The sequence below is a fragment of the Streptomyces sp. Wb2n-11 genome (assembly GCF_001049855.1).
Taxonomy (GTDB): domain Bacteria; phylum Actinomycetota; class Actinomycetes; order Streptomycetales; family Streptomycetaceae; genus Streptomyces; species Streptomyces altiplanensis.
The window spans coordinates 7,289,763-7,311,347 of sequence record NZ_CVPB01000001.1; the positions used below are offsets into that span (position 1 = coordinate 7,289,763).

General features: G+C 70.7%; 16 protein-coding genes and 4 pseudogenes. 6 read left to right on the forward strand and 14 right to left on the reverse strand.

Going from position 1 to position 21,585, the window contains the following annotated elements:
* Positions 1 to 113 precede the first annotated feature (113 nt).
* Positions 114 to 686 (forward strand): GNAT family N-acetyltransferase, encoded by a 573-nt coding sequence (locus BN1555_RS33145; RefSeq protein ID WP_093802848.1) that lies wholly within the window; start codon positions 114 to 116, stop codon positions 684 to 686.
* A gap of 125 nt (positions 687 to 811) precedes the next feature.
* Positions 812 to 1,174 (forward strand): DUF4180 domain-containing protein, encoded by a 363-nt coding sequence (locus tag BN1555_RS33150; RefSeq protein ID WP_093802849.1) that lies wholly within the window; start codon positions 812 to 814, stop codon positions 1,172 to 1,174.
* On the opposite strand, the gene BN1555_RS33155 is transcribed toward BN1555_RS33150, so the two are convergent.
* The 8 genes and pseudogenes from BN1555_RS33155 to BN1555_RS33190 all read right to left on the reverse strand — a co-directional run bounded on the left by BN1555_RS33155 (position 1,171) and on the right by BN1555_RS33190 (position 9,678).
* The gene (locus tag BN1555_RS33155; protein WP_093802850.1) at positions 1,171 to 2,391 is read right to left on the reverse strand and encodes a GDSL-type esterase/lipase family protein; all 1,221 of its coding nucleotides are present in this window, start codon (positions 2,389 to 2,391) and stop codon (positions 1,171 to 1,173) included. The two genes, BN1555_RS33150 and BN1555_RS33155, sit on opposite strands and share 4 nt — an antisense overlap.
* Positions 2,392 to 2,478: 87 nt before the next feature.
* The gene (locus tag BN1555_RS33160) at positions 2,479 to 3,048 is read right to left on the reverse strand and encodes a TetR/AcrR family transcriptional regulator (RefSeq protein ID WP_093802851.1); all 570 of its coding nucleotides are present in this window, start codon (positions 3,046 to 3,048) and stop codon (positions 2,479 to 2,481) included.
* 187 nt (positions 3,049 to 3,235) lie between these two features.
* Positions 3,236 to 4,153, reverse strand: a complete 918-nt coding sequence (locus BN1555_RS33165; RefSeq protein WP_093802852.1) for a S1 family peptidase — start codon at positions 4,151 to 4,153, stop codon at positions 3,236 to 3,238.
* Positions 4,154 to 5,174: 1,021 nt separating this feature from the next.
* Positions 5,175 to 5,327, reverse strand: a pseudogene (locus tag BN1555_RS33170) (DUF664 domain-containing protein); the annotation flags it as partial.
* A gap of 324 nt (positions 5,328 to 5,651) precedes the next feature.
* On the reverse strand, positions 5,652 to 6,566 hold the full coding sequence (locus BN1555_RS33175) for a phosphatase domain-containing protein (RefSeq protein ID WP_255306303.1): 915 nt from the start codon (positions 6,564 to 6,566) through the stop codon (positions 5,652 to 5,654).
* 3 nt (positions 6,567 to 6,569) lie between these two features.
* The gene (locus BN1555_RS33180; protein WP_093802854.1) at positions 6,570 to 7,787 is read right to left on the reverse strand and encodes an RNA ligase; all 1,218 of its coding nucleotides are present in this window, start codon (positions 7,785 to 7,787) and stop codon (positions 6,570 to 6,572) included.
* A 72-nt stretch (positions 7,788 to 7,859) separates the two neighbouring features.
* A pseudogene (locus BN1555_RS33185) lies at positions 7,860 to 8,659 on the reverse strand (IS5 family transposase).
* 167 nt (positions 8,660 to 8,826) lie between these two features.
* Positions 8,827 to 9,678 (reverse strand): enoyl-CoA hydratase/isomerase family protein, encoded by an 852-nt coding sequence (locus BN1555_RS33190; RefSeq protein ID WP_093802855.1) that lies wholly within the window; start codon positions 9,676 to 9,678, stop codon positions 8,827 to 8,829.
* 42 nt (positions 9,679 to 9,720) lie between these two features.
* Here BN1555_RS33190 and BN1555_RS33195 point away from each other — a divergent pair, with 42 nt between their 5' ends.
* The 3 genes and pseudogenes from BN1555_RS33195 to BN1555_RS33205 all read left to right on the forward strand — a co-directional run.
* A complete protein-coding gene (locus BN1555_RS33195; protein ID WP_093803831.1) occupies positions 9,721 to 10,125 on the forward strand; it encodes a winged helix-turn-helix transcriptional regulator in 405 nt (134 codons plus the stop codon).
* 66 nt (positions 10,126 to 10,191) lie between these two features.
* A protein-coding gene (locus BN1555_RS33200; protein ID WP_176710215.1) for an IS5 family transposase occupies positions 10,192 to 11,000 on the forward strand; the annotation gives its coding sequence in 2 pieces (ribosomal slippage) (positions 10,192 to 10,531 and positions 10,531 to 11,000; 810 coding nt in all).
* A gap of 190 nt (positions 11,001 to 11,190) precedes the next feature.
* Positions 11,191 to 11,841, forward strand: a pseudogene (locus BN1555_RS33205) (DUF4037 domain-containing protein); the annotation flags it as partial.
* Positions 11,842 to 12,907: 1,066 nt separating this feature from the next.
* Here the strand turns inward: BN1555_RS33205 and BN1555_RS33210 are convergent.
* From BN1555_RS33210 to BN1555_RS33225, 4 genes are all read right to left on the reverse strand, one after another.
* A complete protein-coding gene (locus BN1555_RS33210) occupies positions 12,908 to 13,675 on the reverse strand; it encodes an SDR family NAD(P)-dependent oxidoreductase (RefSeq protein WP_093802858.1) in 768 nt (255 codons plus the stop codon).
* Between the two features lie 111 nt (positions 13,676 to 13,786).
* Complete coding sequence (locus BN1555_RS33215; protein WP_255306304.1) at positions 13,787 to 15,475, reverse strand: NHL repeat-containing protein; 1,689 nt, start codon at positions 15,473 to 15,475, stop codon at positions 13,787 to 13,789.
* A gap of 17 nt (positions 15,476 to 15,492) precedes the next feature.
* On the reverse strand, positions 15,493 to 17,334 hold the full coding sequence (locus BN1555_RS33220) for a flavin-containing monooxygenase (RefSeq protein ID WP_093802859.1): 1,842 nt from the start codon (positions 17,332 to 17,334) through the stop codon (positions 15,493 to 15,495).
* A 228-nt stretch (positions 17,335 to 17,562) separates the two neighbouring features.
* Entirely contained in the window at positions 17,563 to 19,020 is a 1,458-nt protein-coding gene (locus BN1555_RS33225; RefSeq protein WP_093802860.1) for an MFS transporter, read from the reverse strand.
* Between the two features lie 169 nt (positions 19,021 to 19,189).
* Between BN1555_RS33225 and BN1555_RS33230 the strand changes: the two genes are divergently transcribed.
* A complete protein-coding gene (locus BN1555_RS33230; protein WP_093803832.1) occupies positions 19,190 to 19,645 on the forward strand; it encodes a MarR family winged helix-turn-helix transcriptional regulator in 456 nt (151 codons plus the stop codon).
* Between the two features lie 75 nt (positions 19,646 to 19,720).
* On the opposite strand, the gene BN1555_RS33235 is transcribed toward BN1555_RS33230, so the two are convergent.
* Positions 19,721 to 20,272: an ankyrin repeat domain-containing protein gene (locus BN1555_RS33235; RefSeq protein ID WP_093802861.1), complete on the reverse strand. Its 552-nt coding sequence runs from the start codon at positions 20,270 to 20,272 to the stop codon at positions 19,721 to 19,723.
* Between the two features lie 213 nt (positions 20,273 to 20,485).
* Positions 20,486 to 20,749, reverse strand: a pseudogene (locus tag BN1555_RS33240) (heme-binding protein); the annotation flags it as partial.
* Positions 20,750 to 21,585: the final 836 nt, after the last annotated feature.

Consider the following 21,585-nt stretch of genomic DNA (forward strand, 5'->3'; position numbering starts at 1 on the left):
CGGAGGCCGGAACGATCACCACAGCCGCCGTCCGGCTCCGGCTCCGGATCCGCCGTACGCAACCCGGTGAAGGCCGGGCGGCGTCGCCGTGTACGCCGTGACATCGTGGTGCCATGACCATCGAGGTTCGCCCGGCTTCGGTCTTCGCGGATGTCCGTACCCTGCTCGGCCCGAAGTCCCCCGGGGCCAACGTCTGCTGGTGTCTGAGCTATCGGATCCCGTCCAGGCTCAACAACGAGCTTCGCGGGCCGGCCCGCGAAGAGTACGTCGCCGAGCTGTGCCGTACGGGCCTCCCTCCGGGGGTGCTCGCCTACGACAGCGACGAGCCGGTCGGCTGGGCCGCCGTGGCACCGCGCTCGGACACCTCCTTCGCGCGCAACCGTAAAATCCCGCACGTCGACGACCTGCCGGTCTGGTCGCTGTGGTGCATCCGCGTACGTCCCGGTCACCGGAAGAAGGGGATCTCACACGCTCTCATCGCCGGCGCGGTCGAGTTCGCCCGTTCCCACGGCGCACCGGCGATCGAGGCGTACCCCCTCGACAACGGTGACGCCGAGGTCGACATGACGATGGCGTACGCCGGGATCCGGAAGAACTTCGAGCGCGCCGGGTTCGTCCACACCGCCGACACCACCTCGGTGCTGGCCGGTCATCCCCGGGTCCTGATGCGGCTCGACCTGCGCTGACGGATCAGCCCGGGTGCGCCCCGGGTGGCTTCGTCCGCCTCCGGCGACAGGGGGCTGCCGGCGCCGGGCTCTTCCCCGGAGAATCGCGTCGACTGTTTCCGCGTCCGGAACTAGTCTCGGCTCCCATGAGCACTCTGCAGACGATCCATGACGTGCCCGTCCTGATGTGTGCCCCCGAAGGCGAGGCGATCGGCGGCGAACACGACGTTCTGGATCTTGTGGGCAATGCCGCTTACCAAGGCGCTCAGTGGGTCGTCATCCCCGCAGGGCGGTTCGACGAGACGTTCTTCCGACTGCGCACCCGTGTCGCCGGTGAGATCATCCAGAAGTTCGTCAACTACCGTGTGGGCGTCGTCGTCCTCGGTGACATCTCCCGGCACACGGCGTCCAGTTCGGCGCTGCGGGACTTCGTCCGTGAATGCAACCGTGGGCGGCAGACATGGTTCCTCGCCGATGCCGAGGAGTTGCAGGAGCGACTGAAGGGCTAGCTTCTGTCCGCAGCCGGGCCAGGAGCGGGTGTTCGGGCACGGTCGGCGCCGAACGGGCCGCCGGCGCCGAAGGCCAGGGCGGCGAAGCGTTCGCCGATGCGGCGGTGCGCGGCGGCATCCGGGTGGAGCTGGTCGGGCAGGGGCAGCTCGGCGAAGTCCGCCTCGCCGTAGAGGTCGCGGCCGTCGAGACAGTGCAGATTCCGGTCGTCGGCCGCACGCTGCCTCACGATGCGGGCGAGCTCTTCCCGGACGACGTTGAGCGTCAGCTTCCCGGCGGTGCGCTCGGCGGGGTCTCCCGTAGCCCGGAACCGCAGCTTTCCGGCACTGAGAGCGCTGAAGTCGAAAGCGCCGGGGCCGGGGGTGTCCTCGTGGATGGGGCACAGGATGGGCGAGACGACCAGCAACGGAGCGGTGGGGTGCCCCTCGCGGATGGTGTCGAGGAAGCCGTGCACCGCCGGAGTGAAGGCGCGCAGGCGCATCAGGTCCAGGTTGACGAGATTGATGCCGATCTTGATGCTGATCAGGTCCGCGGGGGTGTCGCGCAGGGCGCGGGCCGTGAACGGATCGAGCAGGGCGCCGCCGCCGAACCCCAGGTTGATCAGCTCTGCCCCGCCCCTGGAAGCGGCCAGCGCGGGCCAGGTCGTGGTGGGGCTCGCGGCGTCGGAGCCGTGACTGATCGAACTGCCGTGGTGCAGCCACACCTTGCGGCCCCGGTCCGGTGTGGGCTCGACGGGGGCGTCGGTGCGCAGGGCGACGAGTTGAGTGGCCTCGTTGTGCGGCAGCCAGATCTCGACGTCCTTGACGCGGTCGGGCAGGCCGGTGAAGCGGAGGGTGCCGGCCGGGCCGGGCCGGTTCTCGGCGGCCCCGGTGGCCATGTCGATCAGCAGGGTGTTGCCGCCCGCCACGCCGGCCTGGCCGGCCAGGTGGCCGTCGACGAGCAGGTCGTACACGCCGTCCGGGCGGGGCGGGGCGCCCACGTAGACCCGCTTGGTGGGCAGTGTGTCCAGTTCGACGGCGGTGGCCCGGGTGCGGAAGACCAGCCGTACACCTGACGGCTGGGCCTCGGTCATGGCCAGTTGTCCGTCGGTGCACTGGGCGCGGGCCCGGGCGGGCAGACGGTGCGGCAGCAGGCCGTGCTCGGTGCGCTCCAGGTCGAGGGCGCCGCGCAGGAGGCCCGGGGTGATGGGTGTGGTGATCCAGTCGTGCTTGGTGTGCATTGTTCCAGCCTGTTGATCAAAATGTCTGGACTGTCGGCTTCGCCGATGCGTCGCGCGGACGGCGGCCTCCGGTCGGCAGGGGCCTGGTCAGGTCGCGGGCCAGTTCCGCAGCAGGGTGTCGAGGGCGTCCAGGGTCCATGACCAGGTTTCCTGCGTGTCGGGGGTGCTGTGACTGAACCCCCCTCCCATCTCCAGGCTGACATAGCCGTGGAAAACGCTGCCGAGGAGCCGGACCGCGTGCGTCTGGTCCGGTTCCGTCAGGTCGTAGCCGCGCAGGATCGCCCGCGTCATCTGTGCGTGCTTTCCGCCGGCGCTGATGGCCGCCGTCTCCGGGTCGAGCCTCAGCTGGGCTGCGGCGTAGCGGCCGGGGTGCTCCCGGGCGTAGTCGCGGTAGACGTTCGCGAAGGCGGTCAGGGCGTCCTTGCCGGCCCGTCCGGCCAGGGCGGCGGCCCCCCGGTCGGCGAGTTCCTCCAGGGCGAGGAGGGCGATCTTGGTCTTGAGGTCCTGGGAGTTCTTCAGGTGCGAGTACAGGCTCGCGACCTTGACGTCGAACCGCCTGGCGAGTGCCGAGACGGTCACCCGGTCGAAGCCGACCTCGTCGGCCAGTTCCGCTCCCGCCCGGGTCAGGCGCTCCGTGGTCAGCCCTACGCGTGCCATAACCTCCCTCTCGTTCGACAGAAGTCATAGTCCATTTGCCTAATGGCTTTAGGCAAATCGTCCTGTCGTTCAAGGGGGCGTCGGCTGGACGCGAGGTCCTTCAAGGGCCTCGGTGGCGCTCAACTGCGCAGGCGACGCAGAAGCCGGCGGACCGCCCGAAGGGGCCCGCCGGCTGTTGTCGTGCGGGTCAGAAGACGCTCACTCCGTAGGCGTTGAGCGCTTCGGTGACCGGCTGGAAGAACGTCGTGCCGCCGGAGGAGCAGTTGCCGCTGCCGCCGGAGGTCAGGCCGAGCGCGGTGCTGCCGGCGAACATGGCGCCGCCGCTGTCGCCGGGCTCGGCGCAGACGTTGGTCTGGATGAGCCCGTAGACGACATCGCCACCGCCGTAGTTGACGGTCGCGTTGAGGCCGGTGACAGTGCCGCTGCGCAGGCCGGTGGTGCTGCCGCTGCGCTGGACGGCCTGGCCGACGGAGGCGTTGCCCGCGCCGGTGATGTCCCGGTAGGAGCCGTTGTAGAGGTACACCCGGCCGTCCGCGGCGGAGGCGTTGGAGTGGCGGATGATGCCGTAGTCGTTGTTCGGGAAGCTGGAACCGGTGGTGGAACCGAGCACCGCGGTCCTGGCGGAGTTGGTGTACCAGGTGCCGGTGCCGTTGGTGCAGTGGCCGGCGGTGAGGGCGTAGTACGTGGTGCCGCTGCGGACGTTGAAGCCCAGCGAGCAACGGCCGCTGCCGCTGTAGATGGCCTGGCCGCCGGCGATGAGCTTGTCGAACGTGCCGGGCGTGCGCTTGATCTCCAGGGCGTCGGACTGTGAGCCCGCCGCCTTCTTGATCTTCGCTATCTCGGCGGCCGAGACGGTGTCGTCCGCGGTGACGACGACCTTGCCCGACGCCTTGTCCGTGTACCAGGCGGTGCCCGGTACGTTCGCGCCGAGTACGGCGTCGTCCGTCTGGGCGAGCTGGGCGGCAGTGGCCCGTGCGCCGTCGCCCGTTTCGGCCGAGGCGATCGGGCTGGCAAGCGCGGAGACGGTCAGCAGAGTCGATGCGACGGCGATCAGCCGTGCACGTCTCGTGACGCCGCCGAGGGGGGAGAGGCGCTTGAAGTTCACTACATCCTCCGGTGGGGGATCCCGGGGCCCGCTGGGTGGGCGGGCCCATCAGAACGCCGATGCAGGATGACCATCCGTAGCGGTCATGAGCCTGACAATCGGCGTGGTAGGAATCCTGCGGTGCGGCCGGGGCGCCAGCAAGGGCGCCTTTCGGCCGCTCTGCGCGCGCCCGCCGGAGGGTGTGTTCCCCGCGGCGGAGCGAAGCCCGCCGCGGCGGTCGTCTCCCACGGGATCCGTGGCGGTGTGTCCGACGGAGCGAGCGTGCCGTCGTGAGGCGGTGAAGTACCGCGATCGTTTGCTGAATGGCCATCAGCTGATCACCTGGTCAGTAGCGACGGGGGCCTGTTCGGCGGCCTCGTCGTCCAGTGGCCGGAGCGTGGGATTCCCTTTCTGCTGCTCACGGCCGCCCAGGGGGGAACGGCCCGTCAGTGGGCGCGGTCCTGCCGACCCCTCAGGCCCTGACGGGCCGTGTCCCCGGCTCGGTGCCGGCGTCGTGGCTTTTGCACACACCCCATTGGGCCCGGCCGCCCCACTGGGCCGCTTCCGCCCCGTGCCGCCCCCGGAACGTGACCGCGGAGTGCTCCAGCCGTAGGCCGTCTCGCCGCCGCCACCCGTGATCGGCATACCGCGCCGCGCGGCATTATGCGGCGATCACCACTGTTCGTACGCCGAGGGCACCTGTCCGGTTCTGGTCAGTCTCCGGCCCGCGCCGCAGGAGGTGGTGCCCGGCGGGCGGCGCGAGCTGTGACAAGACGAGGCTCCTCGTCGTCGCGTCGGCGTTGCCCACGCGCCCGCCCACGCCCGAGGAGCCTGGTTGGTCCCGTATGCGCCATGCCCGACGTCCCGTGCCTCCTCGACTCGGTGATGGACGCACCGCTTGCTCCTCCTGCTCCTCGCGCACCGGATCCTGGATCAGAGGGGGCGTGTGCGTTCGGCGCGTCGGGTGTGTCCGTGCCGCGCGCCGGAGGGGCGCCGGGTTCAAGTCCCGCGTCGTTGCGGTGTGCGCGTGCGGTGGACGACCGCTGTGTTTGACCAGTCCCAACAGGTTGGTGCCCGTCGGTGTCATGGGGCGGCGAATATCGTATTCCGACAGGCCCTCGAGCTTCCACAGGAGGGCGTCGCGAGCGTCCTGCAGGTGAACGCGCAGGTCTGCCTTGTGGTCTGATCCGATCATGGGGCCAGTTCATCATCCACGGCGACAGGGGCGGTGCCGGACCCCGGGGCGTGCGCGCGGCCGGGGACGTCCTGCGGTTCGTGGGCCCGGGCGGTGACCGTGCGCCCGGCCCGGCCGCGGACCGGCGTCTTCTCGTGAGCGGGAGGGGAGTGGCTTGCCGGCGATCGGGTGCTCCGTGGAGTCGTTGTCCGCTGCCGTCGGGGTGCGCCTCCTTGCCGAGGTGGCCAGGGCCCGGGAAGAACAGAAGACCGGATCCGCCGTGGACGTCCCGGCGGGCGCTCTGCCCGTATCCGGCAAGGCGCCCGCCGGCGCGTTCGTCACCCCTCAGAAATTGCCGTAGTTGACCTGCCACGTGGGCAGCCCCATGCGGCGCCACAGGGCGACCACACGGTCACGGTCGTCCAGCGACACCCGCACCGCGTACCGGTGGCGCACGTGCCGGTCGAACAGCTCGGCCTTCACGACGTCGTCGCGGCGCCCGTCGCCCACCCCGCGCATCCACAGCTCGTCGTAGGGCACCTCGTGCCGCCGGAGCCAGCTCTCCGTCTGCGTGCGGTACTCCTCCCCGCGTCCCGACAGGAGCACGATGACGTCGTTGTCGGCACGCCGGAAGGAACGCAGGGCCTGCCGCACCGACACATTGAGCAGGTCGACCTCGCATCGCGTGAAGTCGTACGGGCCCCGGTCGCCCGTCAGGGCGAGCGTTCCGTCGATGTCGCACATCACCGCCGCCGGCAGCGCCGGGTCGGGCACGTACGGCTCGACGGGGGGCTGGTCGTTCAGCCACGCGTCGGTGAGCCGCCATCCGCCCCTGGTGGCCTGCGCGTGCTTGTCGGCCAGGATCCGGATGACGTCCTCGCTGACGGGCCGCTCCCGCTCGCCGTCCCGGCGTATGCACTCCTCGACGGGTACGCCGGTGAAGTCGTGCACGGCGAACGTGGCCAGACCGGCGACCGCCGCCCTCAGACGCTTGGGGATGTGGGGCGTCAGGTGCGTGTTGTCGACGACCACGTCGAATCCGTCGTCGACGGCCGCGCGCACCGCGGCGTCCTGGATCGCCAGCACCGTCTGCTCGTGCGCCCACGAACGGCTCCGCTCGGTGGCGGGCAGGTCCAGCATGGCCCGCAGGTCGTCGAGGTTGACCCGGCGCATCCGGCCCCCGGCCTCGGCCTGGAGCTTCCGCGCGGCAGTGGTCTTGCCCGACGCCGGCAGCCCCGTCATGACGTGTACTACGGGCACGGGTCAGCTCTCCTCATCGGTCGTGAACGGGTCGGCCGTCTCGGGCCGCACGGCCCGCCACACGACGAGATCCGTCGGGCGTCCGTCGAGCCGCAGGAACATGGCGGCCCGGAGCTGCGCGTCGGGCAGCTCCCGGACCGCGCGGGCGAACGCCCCCCGGTCGGCGGCCAGATGGGAGAGCCCGCGGAACGCTTCGTCGATGGCGCGCTCACGCGCCTCGGCCTCGGCCTCCAGGCGCGCGATCACCCCGCGCACCCAGGCGTCGAACTCGTCCGGCACCTGCTCCAGCAGGGCGTCCAGCGGCCGGCCGCCCGCCGCCGTGATGCCCCCGAGTTCGGCGTGCGAGCACCCCAGGCCCTGGGCCAGCCGCTTCGCGGACATCCCGGCGAACCGCTGGATGCCGTGGCTGCGCCAGATGTCCCGCTCCGTGACGCCCGTCAGTACCTTGTGGAGCCGTACGTACTCGGAAAGCTTGGCCTTCGCCCGCACACCGGAAGCGAACCGCAGCACGAAGCCCTCGGCGTCCGTCCCCGAGGCGGGGCGGCCCCCGGGCAGCGTGTTCGACGTGGTCAGCGCGATCAGGTCGGCGATCGGCATGGCGGGCCACACCGTGACCACGGAACCCACGCCCCTCCAGGCGGCCCCGGCCTCGGCCAGGGGTATCTCCGCGCCGTCCCTGCCGAACGCGGCGAGGAGCACCAGGTCCCGGCGGTCGCCGTAGTCGACGACGACACGATTCTGCGGATACAGGATCTCCGCCAGGTACGTCACCCCCGGTGACAGGGCCGACGTGTCCCTGCCGTCGAGCCGGCGCTGCGCCCACCGCGCCTGCGCGCTGATGAAGGACCCCTTGGACGCGGCCCGCCACCGGCCCGCGTAGTGGAAGACGACCGCGAGGCTGCCGTCGACCTTGTCGTACACCTCGAACGGTTCGTCCGGCAGGGCGGGAGCGTAGGGCTGACCGGCTTCGTGCTCACCGACGTTGAAGAACTTCGGCAGGGGAAGCGCGACGATCTCGCCGGTGGAGTCGTCGGCGACGAGTCCGCGGCAGCGCGTGGTCACCCTGTTCCAGATCCGTTCGTACTGGCACGTGCGCGTGTACGTGTAGATCGACAGCGGAAGCTCGGGGTGCGGTTTGCGAGTGACGTGCCCGGCGTCGAGCGCGGCGGTCAACTCCCGCGGCGGCAGCAGCTCTTGAAGAGTCAGGTAGTCCTGGCTCATGGGTTCCTCCCGGTTTCTGAGGCTTCATTCTCTCTTCGGGAGGCTCCGGCCGACAGCGAATAACTGATCGTTTCAGAATGAGGTTCGTGGGCGTCGCAAGCAGATGATGCTGCAGGCGAGTGGGAGCAGGCCAAGGTGGGGGTCGGCGCGTATCTCGTAGCGGATGCGCAGGCGTTTGAACTGGTGGAGCCGGGCGAGGGTCCGTTCCACGACCCAGCAGGTCTTGCCCAGTCCCGATCCGTGCGGGACGCCTCGGCGGGCGCTCCCGGGTGTGATGTCGCGGGCTCGGAGGATGCGGCGGTACTTGTCGTAGTCGTAGCCGCGGTCGGCGAAGAGCCGGCCTGGCCGGTGCCGCGGTCGTCCGCGAAGTCCTCGGATGCGGGGATCGCGTCCAGTAGGGGTGTCAACTGGGTGACGTCGTGCCTGTTTCCGCCGGTCAGGGTGACGGCGAGAGGGGTGCCGTGCCGGTCGACGATCAGGTGGCGTTCGCTGCCCGGCCGTGCGCGGTCGACCGGCGAAGGCCCGGTGTGAGCCCCCCTTTGAGGGCTCGAACGTGTGAGCCGTCGATCGCAGCGTCGTCCATGTCCAGCAGTCCTGCCTTGCGCAGCTCGGCCAGGAGCACTTTGTGCAGGCGGGACCACACCCCGGCCTCGGTCCAGTCCCGCAACCGCCGCCACGTCGCTGCACCCGGTCTGCTCGGCTGGTACATCTCTCCAGCTCACGTTCTTACGCAGTACCTAAAACGATGCCTCGCAGGGCCGCGCGGTCGTCCGCCGGCAGCGTCCGGGATACCGATGACGGCGCGGCGGCCGGGGCGGCAGCAGCGGAGCGATGCGTTCCCACAGATCATCAGGCACAAGATCATCCGGCACCTGGATCACTCGGCCGCCACCGGATCCGATCGCCAAGCCCTCACACCGAACTCATCCCGAAACAATCAGCTTCACAGAGCTGGAGGCGGCCCGTACGGTCGTTCGACCCGAATTGCCAAACGGACCGTACGGACAACTTCTGCACTCCACCCGCGCAGGGCGATTCGTTACGAATGTCGGACGAGGTTCGCGCGCAGCACCTTTTCGAGGTTCAGCTCCACCTCGCGCGTGTGAACCCCGGCCGCGAGCGCTGCCCGGGCAAGCTCTCCAGACGCGGGAGTGAACGTTTCGCCGAGCAGGCGGTTTTCCGCGCGCAGCGCGTCCTCAAGCGTGCCGTCGGCCGCGTCGATTGCTTCGATAGCCGCGGCGCGGACACCGTCGGGCAGAGACGCGATGGCCAGTGCGACCCACTCAACATATTCATCCAGTTCTGCGGCGGGCAGAGCTCGGTTCACCCAACCCCACCGCTCGGCAGTCGCCGCGTCGACGAGCCCGCCTGTCAGCACGATCTCGAGAGCGCGAGCGCGACCCACGAGGCGGGGCAGGTGGGCAGTTGCACCGGCTCCAGGGACGATGCCGATCAGTGCCTCGAACTGGCCGAACGCCGCAGTCTCGAGGGCCGCGAATCGCAGATCCAGGCTGGAGACCAGCTCGGCTCCACCGCCACGGGCGAGTCCCGCGACCTTGGCGATGGTGGTCTGAGGCAGACGCCGCCAGCGTTCATGAAGCCGCATCATCGGGCCCGTCCCGACAAGCGTCTCCTCCGCGACCGGGAGGGCGGCGTAGGTCGCGGGGTCCTCCACGAATGACAGGTCGCCGTGCGCCAGGAAGAACTCCGGATTGGCGCTCTGGACCACGATGACGTGCAGATCGGGATCATTCTCGGCCGATGCGGCGACGGCGTCCAGGTCGAGCATGAGCTGCGCCGTCATCAGGTTGACGGGCGGAACATCAATCGAGACCCATAGCACTCCGTCCTGGCGCTTGAGATTGAGGCTGGGCAGGGACTGTTCGGCCATGAGATTCCTTTGGGTTGCCGGTATCTCTGGTATACCTGGTACATGGCAGGTACTTCAAAGAAACCTGGTATCCACGAAGATCGGGCCGGTCACGAGACCATCGTTGGCCCGCAGCGCGAGCTCCTGGATCAGCTGCTGGACAAGTGGGGTCATCTGCTGCTGGCCGCGTTGTGCCGGCAGCCGCGACGCTTCAACGAGCTCAAGAGAGAGCTCGATGGGATCACTCAAAAATCGCTGACGCAGGCACTGCGACGGTTGGAACGCAACGGCCTCGTCGAGCGCCGGGTACTGATGCAACGCCCCGTTGCTGTGGAGTACCGGATCACACCGCTGGGCCGCACGCTTGAGGAGCCCTTCTCGATCCTGCGCTCCTGGACCGCCGACCACCTCCCCGAAGTCGAACGACACAGGGAGGCATTTGACAAAGGCGCGGACACCCTTCACTGATTTTTTTCGGGATGAGTTCGGTGTGAGGGCTTGGCGATCGGATTCGGTGGCGGCCGAGTGGTCCAGGTGTCGGGTGATCTTGTGCCTGATGATCTGTGGGAACGTGTCGCGCCGCTGCTCCCTCCTCGTCCGCCGCGGCGTCGGCGGTATCCGGGCCGCCTGCCGGTGGATGACCGTGCGGCTCTGCGCGGGATCGTCTACATCTTGCGCACGGGTGTGACCTGGGCGGATGTGCCGACCGAGACGATCGGCTGCAGCGGGGTGACGTGCTGGCGGCGCCTGCGGGACTGGACCGAGGCCGGCGTCTGGCCCCGGCTGCACGAAATCCTCCTCGCGGAACTCCGCAGAGCCGGCCTGCTGGACATGGAGGACGCCGCGGTCGACGCCTTGAACGTCCGGGCCCTCAAAGGGAGGCTCACACCGGACCTTCGCCGGTCGACCGCGGCCGCCCCGGCAGCAAGCACCACCTGATCACCGACCGGCACGGAACGCCGCTTGTGGTGTCGCTGACCAGCGGAAACCGCCACGACGTCACCCAGCTCATACCCCTGCTGGACGCAATCCCCCGCATCCGCGGCCTGGTGGGCCGGCCCCGTCACCGGCCGCGGCGGCTGTTCGCCGACCGCGGTTACGACTACGACAAGCACCGACGACTCCTCCGCGCTCGCGGCATCACGCCGAAGATCGCCCGCAAGGGCACCGCCCACGGATCCGGCCTGGGCAGGACCAGGTGGGTCGTCGAGCGCACCTTCGCCGGGCTCCACCAGTTCAAACGCCTGCGGACCCGCTACGGGATACGCGCCGACCTCCACCTCGGACTGCTCCAACTCGCTTGCAGCATCATCTGCTTGCGACGACTCCGAACCTCATTCTGAAATGATCAGTAAGTACGGGCCGGCACCGGGAGGCGCAGGTCGCAGCCGACTGCGACGTGCTGTTCGACATGCTGCTCGTCGCCGACGCCTGCCCCGCCTTCGACAGGAGAGGTCGGCACGGCGACGACCGCTCCTGGACTCGAGGCGGAAACGGCCGGCCCGGGAAAACGGCGACTGCCAGACTTCCGGCATGCGGATGATCACCGAGGACATGGCCGGCCGCCTGGCGCGGGTGCCGGGCGTGGTCGGCGTGCTGCTCGGCGGCAGCCGGGCTCGCGGAGAGCACCGGCCGGAATCGGACTGGGATCTCGGCGTCTACTACCGGGGCGGCCTCGACCTCGCCGCGTTGCGCGCGCTGGCCGGCCCGGACGTGGACGTGGCCGGCCCGGGCGGCTGGGGGCCCTGGGTGAACGGTGGTGCGTGGCTGCGGGTCGACGGTGTCCCGGTGGGCTGGATCCTGCGGGATCTGGACCGGGTCGAGCAGGTGTGGGCGGACTGCCGCGAGGGCCGGTGCGAGGGGGGTGTGCAGGCGGGGCATCCGCTGGGATTCTGGTCGCCCTGCTAGGCGGGCGAGGTGGCACTCGGGCAGGTACTGGCCGACCCGGCCGGAGAGCTGACGGGCCTTCGGCGGCAGACCGCGGCGTACCCGGAGCCGCTCCGGAAGGCGTTGACGGCGGGAGCCTGGGAGGCGGAGTTCCTGGTCGGCGCCGCGGCAAAGGGCGCGACGCGGGCAGACACGCTGTACGTCTCGCTGTGCCTGTCCCGGGCCGTCGGCGTGCTGGTACAGGCGTTGTTCGCCCATGACCGGCGCTGGTGCCTCAGGGAGAAGGGCGCACTGGCTGTGGGTCGAGAGGCTGCCGGGGGCGCCGACCGGCTTCGGCCCGCGCGTCCGCGGCCTGCTGGGGGCGCCGGGTGACACTGCCGAGCTGTTGACGGCTACGGTGGCCCGGGCGCGAGTGCTGGTCGAAGAGACCCTCGCCTCACTGGGAAGCCCCGCCGAATAGCAGCGACCCCCCCTTGCGCCCGGAACTCCCGCGCACCCCCTCGCCGCGTCCAGCACACCGAAGGCTCCCTCGTTCTGGTCGCCGCCGCCGGCGGGATGTGCGGGCCCGTCCTCGGGCGGTCTCGGTGCGATGGATGCCGGTGAGCCCCGCCAGGAGTCCGTCGGTGTGGCGGCGTACAGGACGGTGACGCACAAGGCAGTGACGTACAGGCGCAGCGGCTGTCTCCGCTGAGGTGTTGGCACGGGCCGGGGCCCTTCTTCCGGCGCGCGCCCTCTCGCCCGAACATGTGAAGGGACCCTGGTGCCGCATGGCACCAGGGTCCCGGGGGATCAACACCATCTGCCGGCTACTGCTGTGCCGGGCTCCTGCTTCCGCATCTCCACCGGGGGGATGGGCGGGGTGCGGGGGATCGCGGATGCGTGACCGGGGACCACCTTCCCTTCCAGGTCCTTCGGTACCCGGGCGGCCTCTTCCTCGCCCGGGCGATCCTGATGGTGTCCGCCTCCTTGTTTCCTGTGATCAATCTGTCGTACTGCCGGAACTGCTCGTGACTCCTGGAGCCACCGGCCCGGCAGCCAGCGACAGGACCCCTGTATGCGTCCGGCCCTCTCGCTCCACTGCCGTGCCACAACTCGCTCGAACCTGCACGCGCGGCAGTTCGTCTCTGCCGCGCCTCACTTGCTTCCTTGGCTACGAGCAAAACCCTACCCCATCAAGCGGCAATGTCTACTACCGCCACAACAGATTTCCTCTTGGTCCGGAAGGCGGGATTCTGTGGCGCCGATGGAGCGGAAAGCGTGCGCGTGAACGACACGGAGATCGCCGGCCGGCTGCCCCGCTGCGGACGCCGAGCAGCCGCACGACCGGCCGGCACCCCGCAGGGCTTGAGGCGGGAGGCCCTCGTCAGACGGCGGCCCAGCCGTCGTCGACCGGGAGGACGGCGCCGTTGACGAACGCGGCGGCGTCGGAGGCCAGGAAGACGATGGCGGCGGCCTGTTCCTCCGCGCTCCCCAGCCGGCCGATGTTCGCGCCGATCAACTGACTTACCAGGGAGGGGCCGTGCGCCTCGGGGGCCGCGTCGACATGGATGTTGGTCCTGGTGGGGCCGGGGGCGATGGCGTTGGCCCGGATGCCCTGCTTCCGGTACATGACGGCGAGGTTCTTGACGAGGCCGACCACACCGTGCTTGGAAGCGGTGTAGGCGGCGCCGGCCGCACCGCCGCGCAGGCCGGCCTCGGAGGCCGTGAAGACGATCGAACCGTGCCCGGCGGCGAGCATGTGCGGCAGGGCGGCACGGGTCAGCAGGAAAGGCGCGGTCAGGTTGATCCGTACGACGCGCTCCCACTCCGCGTCGTCGGTCTCGCCCAGGGCGGACATGCGATCCATGATCCCGGCGTTGTTCACCAGGACGTCCAGCCCGCCGAAGGCCGTGACGGCCCGCTCGACGACCGTGTCCACCACCTGCTGGTCACTCAGGTCACCGGTGACGGCGAGGGCGGTGCCCCCGGCTTCCTCGATCTCGTGGACGACCTCTTCGGCGCCGCTCCGGTTCAGGTCCGCGACCAGAACCCGGGCACGCTCCTCCGCGAACCTCAGGGCCGCGGCCCGGCCTATGCCGGACGCGGCCCCGGTGACAACGACACTGCGTCCTGCCAAACCGTTGTTCGTCATGGGTTTTCCTTTCAGTGGAGCACGGTCACCGGTGGCGTGGCCGCGGGCAGCGGCGTGTGCGGTTCCCGCACACGCTCCGGCATGGTGAAGTGCGAGCCGGTCAAAAGGGTTTCACCCGGCGCCGCCGCCATCCTGCGGCCGGCCTTCGGGGTGCTGTCCCGCACCGTGCGCCCCGGCTCCCGGGGACCGGGGCGACAGGCGCAGTACGGTCCCCTCCCCGTTGGCCGAGAGGAGCAGGGAGCCGTCGGGAGCCGCGGTGAGACCGGCGAACGGACGCGGCACGCCGGGCATGCCGTGGGTGAACAGCGCGGGCTGGGTGCGGGGACCGGTGCCCGGGGGCGGGCCGACCGGCAGATCCTCGGCATCGATCCGGTGTTCCCCCGTGGTGAGCGAAACGGCCCGCAGCCTCCGCGAGCCGGTCTCCACGGCGAACACCTCGTCACCCCGTACCGTCAGCCCCTGCGGGGCGTCGAGCCCGTCCGCGACGGTGACGGTGTGCCCGTCGTCGATCCTGAGTACCGCCCCGAGCCGCTCGTCACTCACATAGCAGCGCCCCTCGGCGTCGAAGGCCACGTCCACGGGACGGCCGAGCCCTTCGGCGAGCACGGTGACGGTGTCGTTCTCGTCCAGGGCCAGTACCCGGCCGGCGCCCGCCTCGGCGACGGCCAGTCCGCCCTCCGGCCGCGCGCAGACGCCCATGGGCTGCCGCAGACCGCTCGCCCGGACGCGCGTGGTTCCGCGCCCGGGGTCGTACGTACTCACCTCGCCGTACTGCGAGGTGAGGTGCAGGAGCCCGCCCGCGGCGCTGATGCCGTGGGCGAACGGCCGCAGGACGTGCGTGGTCACACCGTCCGGTCCGCCCGCCGCACCACCCTCCGGACCGGCCACGCGGTAGTGGTCGGCGGCGTACACCGTGCCCGCCAGGTCGACGGTCACTCCGAAGGGGCCGTCGAGTCCGCACGGCACGATCTCCCGTGTCCGGCCGTCGGGGTGCAGCTCGGTGATGCCGCCGCTGGCGAAGCTGGAGACGAACATCCTGTTCTCCGCGTCGAACGCCGCGTTGTCGAGGCCCGCGAGACCGCTGGTGACGACGGACCGGGAGCCCGTCCCGTGCAGGTCGATACGGGTCACGATGCCTGCCCGGCCCCGGGACAGCACCATCATGACGCCGGCCCGGTCGAAGCGGACCGCGACCGGTTCGTGCACGCCCTCGGCGACCAGTTCGGGCTCTCCTCCGTCGGGGGGTATGCGCCAGACCTGGTCGGTCACCATGTGCGGGTAGTACAGGTGGCCGTCGGGGCCGAGCTGCATCGCGTTGCCGAGGGCCAGCCCCTCGGTGAGCACCCGGGGGGAACCACCGCTGCCGGGGAACAGCTCCAGCAGCCGGCCGTTCATCCTCATCTCGTTGACGAAGAGCCGGTCGCCGACGCAGGTGATCCCGTTGGGGACTTCGACCTGGTCGCAGACTAGGGTGTACGCGCCCTGCGGGCTGCGGCGCCACACCCGCCCCGGCACCAGGTCGGTGATGTACATCGAGCCGTCCGGCGCGAAGGCGAGGTCGTCCGGCGACTGGACCGGACCGTCCGCCGGCACCACTGTCTCGACGTCCCCGGTGGCGGTGTCCACGGCGCTGATCCGACCGGCCAGGAACTGCGCGGCGTACAGCCTTCCGTCGGGCCCGAACGCGACACCGTTCGAACCCCACAGCGGATTGGGCGCGTTGAGCCTCCTCACCTTCCAGCGGGTGCGTGAGACGGGTCCGGGCGTGTCCGGGCCGTATCGGCTGAGGTGCTGTGCCACCGTCTCTCCCCCTTCCCTCAGGCCCTGTCCGGTTCGGCGTCGACGAGGACCTCGCTCATGCCGCCGTTCGCGCGCCAGTCCCGGAGCAGGGCGTGGAAGGCGACCGGCCCGTCCCCGTACGACTCGCTGCGCTTCCTGGGCATGCCTTCGTTGTTGTAGTAACCGGGGGTGCACTCCGCCTGGAACGCGTACAGGTCGGCGGCCTTCTCGCGGATCGTCGCGACCCACGCGGCCTCGGCCTCGGCGGTCGGTTCCACTCGGCGGGCCCGGCGCCTGCGCGCTTCGGCGACGACCTCGGCGACGTGGGTCGCCTGTTCGTCGAGGACGTGGACGAAGTTGACGGAACTGGCGTTCTGCAGCGGCCCGAGCTGGAAGAGGTTGGGGAAGCCGTGGCTGTAGAAGCCGTGGAGCGTCCGGGGGCCGTCCTTCCACGCCTCGGCCAGAGTGATGCCCCCCGCGCCGTGCACCGGCAGACGTCCGGAGGTGATCCCCGAGACACCGACCTCGAATCCGGTTCCGAAGATGATGCAGTCGACCTCGTACGCGGTGCCCCCGGCCACGACGGCGTTCTCGGTGATGCTCTCCACACCGTGGCTGTCGGCCGTGTCGACCAGGGTGACATTGGGCCGGTTGAAGGTCTCCAGGTAGCCGTCGCTGAACGTGGGCCGCTTGCACATGTAGCGGTACCACGGCTTGAGCATCCCGGCCGTCTCCGGATCCGTGACGACGGCGTCGACCCGTGCGCGGATCTCGTTCATCTTCTGGAAGTCGGCGATCTCGTACGCGCGTTCCTGCTCCTCCGGCGGCAGGGCCCGGTAGCCGTCGCTCGGGATGAGCTTCTGCTGCAGGCGGGCCGTGCTGGTCCAGCCGTCGTCGATCAGGTCCTCGTCCACCTGGCCGCCGGTGACGAGCGTGAGGAAGTTGTCCCTGCGCCGCTGCTGCCAGCCGGGGGAGAGGGAGGCGGCCCAGCCGGGATCCGTGGGGCGGTTGCCGCGCACGTCGACCGAGGAAGGAGTGCGCTGGAACACGTACAGCTCTTCGGCGTCCGCCCCGAGGTGGGGGACGCACTGGATGGCCGTCGCGCCCGTGCCGATCAGGGCGACGCGCTTGTCGGCGAGCCTGTGCAGATTGCCGCCCGCGTCGCCGCCGGTGTAGGCGTAGTCCCAGCGGCTGGTGTGGAAGGTGTGCCCCTCGAAGGTCTCGATCCCCGGTATGCCAGGGAGCTTCGCCTCGCTCAGCGTGCCGCTGGCCGTCACCACGTACCGCGCCCGTATCCGATCGCCCCGGTCGGTGCTCACGTGCCACTCGCACGCGTCCTCGTCCCAGCGCAGTCCGGTCACCTGCGTCCGGAAGACCGCGTCGCGGTAAAGGCCGAAGGTCCGTCCGATCGCCTGCGCGTGCCGGCGGATCTCCTCGCCCGGCGCGTACTTCCACCGCGGGACGTAACCGACCTCTTCCAGCAGGGGCAGGTAGATGTACGACTCGATGTCGCAGTGGATGCCGGGGTACCGGTTCCAGTACCACGTGCCTCCGAAGTCTCCGCCCTTCTCGATCACCCGGATCGATTCCACGCCCGCCTGCCGCAGGCGGGCGCCCGCGAGCAGACCGCCGAACCCGCCCCCGACGACCGCCACTTCGACCCGGTCGTGGAGCGGCTCGCGGAGCGGCGCGGCTTCGGCGTACGGGTCCTCGTCGTAATACCCGAACCTGCCGGTGACGCGCTGGTACTGCCTGCCGCCCTCCGGCCGGATCCTGCGGTCCCGCTCGGCCCGGTAACGGGCCCGGAGGGCGGCGGGGTCGAATCCGAGTTCCTGAGGATCGGCGGGAGTGGGAACGGGCGAACCGTCGGGACAGGACATTGGGTCCTTCTTCCTCTCTGTTCTGCGGCCGTGCCGCTGCGCGGGCGCGCGACGCCCGGGCGGCGGCACACGGATCCCCGGGGTGGTTCCGGGGGTGTGAGCCGAGGAACGGTGCCGGCCCGGGCCGGCCGTGACGAGCGGCGCGGGGGCGTTCCTCGGCGCAGACGTGCGGTGGTGCCGTCTCGGGCCCGGGCTCGCCGCCCGGCCCCTCCGGTGTGCTGCGATCCGTCAGGCCCTGACCGCGGGCCGTCCGGCCTCGGTGGCCGAGCCGGCTTCCCCGGCATCGGTCGCGGCGCGGCGCGCGGCCGGGATGACGGCCGCGATCGCCGCGGCGGTCAGGGCGACGCCGCAGCCGATCATCAGGCCGGTGCGGAAGCCCTCCTCGGAGGTGAAGCTGTGGCCGCCCACCGTGGTGGTCATCTGGGCGAGGACCACGCCGATCACGGCGGCGCCGACCGAGGTGCCGAGCGAGCGCATGAGGGTGTTGAAGCCGTTGGCCGCGGCGGTCTCGGAGAGCGGGACCGAACCCATGATCAGGGCGGGCATCGAGCCGTAGGCGAGGCCCACACCGCTGTTGATCACCATGCCGACCAGCATCAGCCCCCAGGCCGAGCCCATCAGCGCCAGCGACAGGCTGTAGCCGGCGGCGATGACGAGGACACCGCAGACCAGCGTGAACTTCGGGCCCCGGGCGTCGGTGAGCTTCCCGCCGAGCGGGGAGACGAGCATCATCATGATGCCGCCGGGCGCCATCCACAGGCCCGCCGCGAGCATCGACTGGCCCAGGCCGTGGCCGGTGGCCTCGGGGAACTGCAGCAGCTGCGGCATGACCAGCATGCTCGCGTACATGCCGAAACCGACGAAGACCGAGGCGATGTTGGTCAGCAGCACCCGGGGTCGGGCCGTGGTACGCAGGTCGACCAGCGGCTCCTTGGTGCGCAGCTCCCACAGGCCCCAGGCCGGCAGCACCACGACGGTGGCGGCGAACAGGCCCAGCGTGACGCCCGATCCCCAGCCCCAGTCGGCACCCTTGGAGACCGCGAGCAGCAGACAGACCAGGCCGGTGCCGAGGCCGAGCGCACCGAGCGTGTCGAAGCGCTGGCCCTTGGCACCGGCCGGGACGTCCGGGATCAGGAACCAGATCAGTACCGCGACCGCCACGGCGAGGACCGCGGAGCCCCAGAACAGCACCCGCCAGTTCGTGTACTGGGCGACCGCCGCGGCGATCGGCAGGCCGAGGCCGCCGCCGATGCCCATGGAGGCGCTGACCAGCGCGATGGAGGAGCTGAGCTTCTCCGCCGGGACCACGTCACGCAGCAGGGCGATGCCCAGCGGCACCATGCCCATGCCCATTCCCTGCAGACCGCGCCCGACGATCATGGGGACGACGGAGGACGAGAGCGCGCACACCACCGAGCCCGCGATCAGTGGCACGGCACACACGAGGAGCATCCGGCGCTTGCCGATCAGGTCGCCCAGACGTCCGGAGACCGGTACGCAGACGGCCGACACGAGCAGGGTGGCGGTGATCACCCAGGTGGCGTTCGAGGGTGTGGTGCCGAGGATCCTCGGCAGCTCCGCTATGAGCGGGGTGACCAGCGTCTGCATGATCGCTGCCGTGATGCCGGCGAACGCCAGCGTGGCCACCACGCCACTGGGGCGGGATGTGGACCGGGGGACGTCCATGCCTGGAGCTCCTTGAGTGTGTTCACAGCAGGGATGTGCATCGTACACATCGCATGTATCAAGCACACTCTGTGGGTGGTGCATGTACGTGAGAGGATGGTGGGGCAAGGAACCGCCTTGAGGCGCGATGCGCCGACGGCACGTCAGGAAGCGGGAGGCGGCGGGACGCATGGTCAGACCGACGCACGAGGTCGAGTACGAGCAGATGCTGCTCAGCCGCCACACGTTCTTGAACCAGAGGGGCGGGCGCCGCAAGGGCGGCGTACTGGAGCGCAGTGCCTACATCCTCCTCAGCCGCATCCGCATGCAGGGGCCCATGTCGATCGGCGAGCTGAGCGACGCCTTCGGACTCGACGCCTCCACCCTCAACCGGCAGACCGCCGCGGCGATGCGGGCCGGGCTGGTGGAGCGTATTCCCGACCCCGGCGGGGGCATGGCCCGCAAGTTCCGCATCACCGCCGAGGGCGCGCACATGCTCGACGAGGAGCGCGAGGGCATCGTCGAGATTCTGGACCAGATCATGGTGGGTTGGCCGGACGAGGACATCGCGGCCTTCGCCTCCTATCTGAGGCGCTTCAACACCGACATCGAGCGCATCGGCGGACGCCCCTGGCCTCGCCCGTGAGCCCGCGCGGGGCATCGTCGGCACGCCAGGGCCGGCAGCTCCTGCCGGCCCTGGCCGTTCAGCGGCGGGCCCGGGTCAGAGGACCGCGATGCCCAGGGGCCGCCGGCCCGCCGGGAGCCGGTGCGTCCTGCCGGTCTCCAGGCCGACGACCGTGATGCCGTTCCAGTAGCCGTCGCGCGTGAAGCCTCCGGTGACGTAGGCCGTGGTCCAGCCGAGATGGTTGACGTGGTCGACGTCGACGTCGATGCCGGTCCCGCGGAGCAGGGCCCGTACGTAGTCGACGTGACCGCGTTCGGCGGCGGGGATCAGGGCGATGCCCCCGAAGCGGTTGCGCAGGGTGGGATCGGGGCGGGCCGGAAGCAGGGCGCGCATCATGCGGACGCTGCCGGTGACCCCGGTGACCAGCCAGGGGCTGTCGTCGCGGTCGTCCTGCGCGTCGGGATCGGCGCCGGCGGCGACGAGGACCTCGGCCACCGCCACGTGGTCGCCGAGGGCGGCGAGCAGCAGCGGGGTGCGGCGGTGTTCGTCACGCGTCTCGATGCCGGCGCCGGCGGCGAGCGCCGCGCGCACGGCGTCGGAGTCCCCTTCGCGCGAGGCGGTCAGAAGGACTCGGTCGACAGGGGGCATGGAGGTGCTCCTCAGGGGGGGGCAGGGTGCGCAGCGCGGTCAGAATCGTCCTCGTCCCCGTACGCACCGTGATGCCGGTCCCCGCCCGGATGCCTGCGCGGATCCGGGCGGGGCCGAGCGGCCGGCGGCGCACGGTACGAGGGGGCTTCCGTACACCGCCGGGGACTGAGCGGGCGTACTACTGTTCCACGCGCTCACGCGGACTCCTGCGACGTCGCCGGAGGGCGCGCCCGCCACAGACGCCCGCGGACGGAACGTTCCTCGCGGTGACCGGGATGCCGCCGCCGGGGAACAGTGCGCCGGGCATGCCCTTCAGGCCGGCGCCTGCTCCGGGCGCTCGGCCGGATCGGAAGCGGACGCGTTCCAGGACACGGCCGTGCACGCCTTCTCCTCGGCCGACTCGTGGAACGGCGGGCCGGCGCCGTCGCCGCGCGGGGTGACCACGGTGCCGCCGTCGTGGTCGAGGACGGAGACGGCGAAGGAGACGCGCCACCGGTGACGGCACGGGTGCGCGCGGAGACCTCCTTGACGTGTTTCATGGGTGCCGATCCCCCGAATCCGGACGGTCGGTCGGGACCCGGCCGACCCGGACCGCCCCGCTCTGAGACCCATTGGGCCCGCCAGGGGCCCCGCCCTGTCGGCGTACCGGCTGCACGCGTCACGCGGGACGGCTGACCTGGAGGTCGTCCGATCGGTTGACCCCGGACCACCCGCCCGGGGCCAGGAGGGAACAGGCTGTTGCGGGCATGGCCGACGCGGTCGAGCCACTCGCGGACCTCGTGCGGAAAGGGACCCGTCTTCCTCGTCATCGCCTACCGGAACCAACAGGTGGTGATCTGCGCCGCCGTCCCAGGCTCACCGTCCGAGGAGGTGCTGCGGCTGCTGCCGGTCGTCGGCGCGCGGCGTCGACCAGCAGACGGATGGTCACATGCCGCCGGGGCTTCCGCACCGGGACACCGCTGAGAAAGACCAGCCCGTGGCCGCGTCTTGCCGAAGCCGGCACTGTGCACTCGTGTCGCGCACGGGGCCACGGGGCGGCTCCTCCTGTCCTTCTCTGCCCCCTTCGCACTCGCCGGGTTGCTCCTGTACTTCCGGTGCCAAGACATGGAGCCGGCCGACCAGTTGACAGGACCGCCGAGTCCGGCCGGGCCGGCTTCGGCAGGCCTGGCCGTGCGAGGTCGTCCGGAGTGCTCCCACGGTCTACGAGTGGAGCCCGGACCGCAAGAACCGGGTACTTGCGGCACGGCCGTCGGAAGCCGTGCCGCTGCTTTCGTCGCCGACGGCGGGCGCACATCCACAAGCCGGGCCGACCG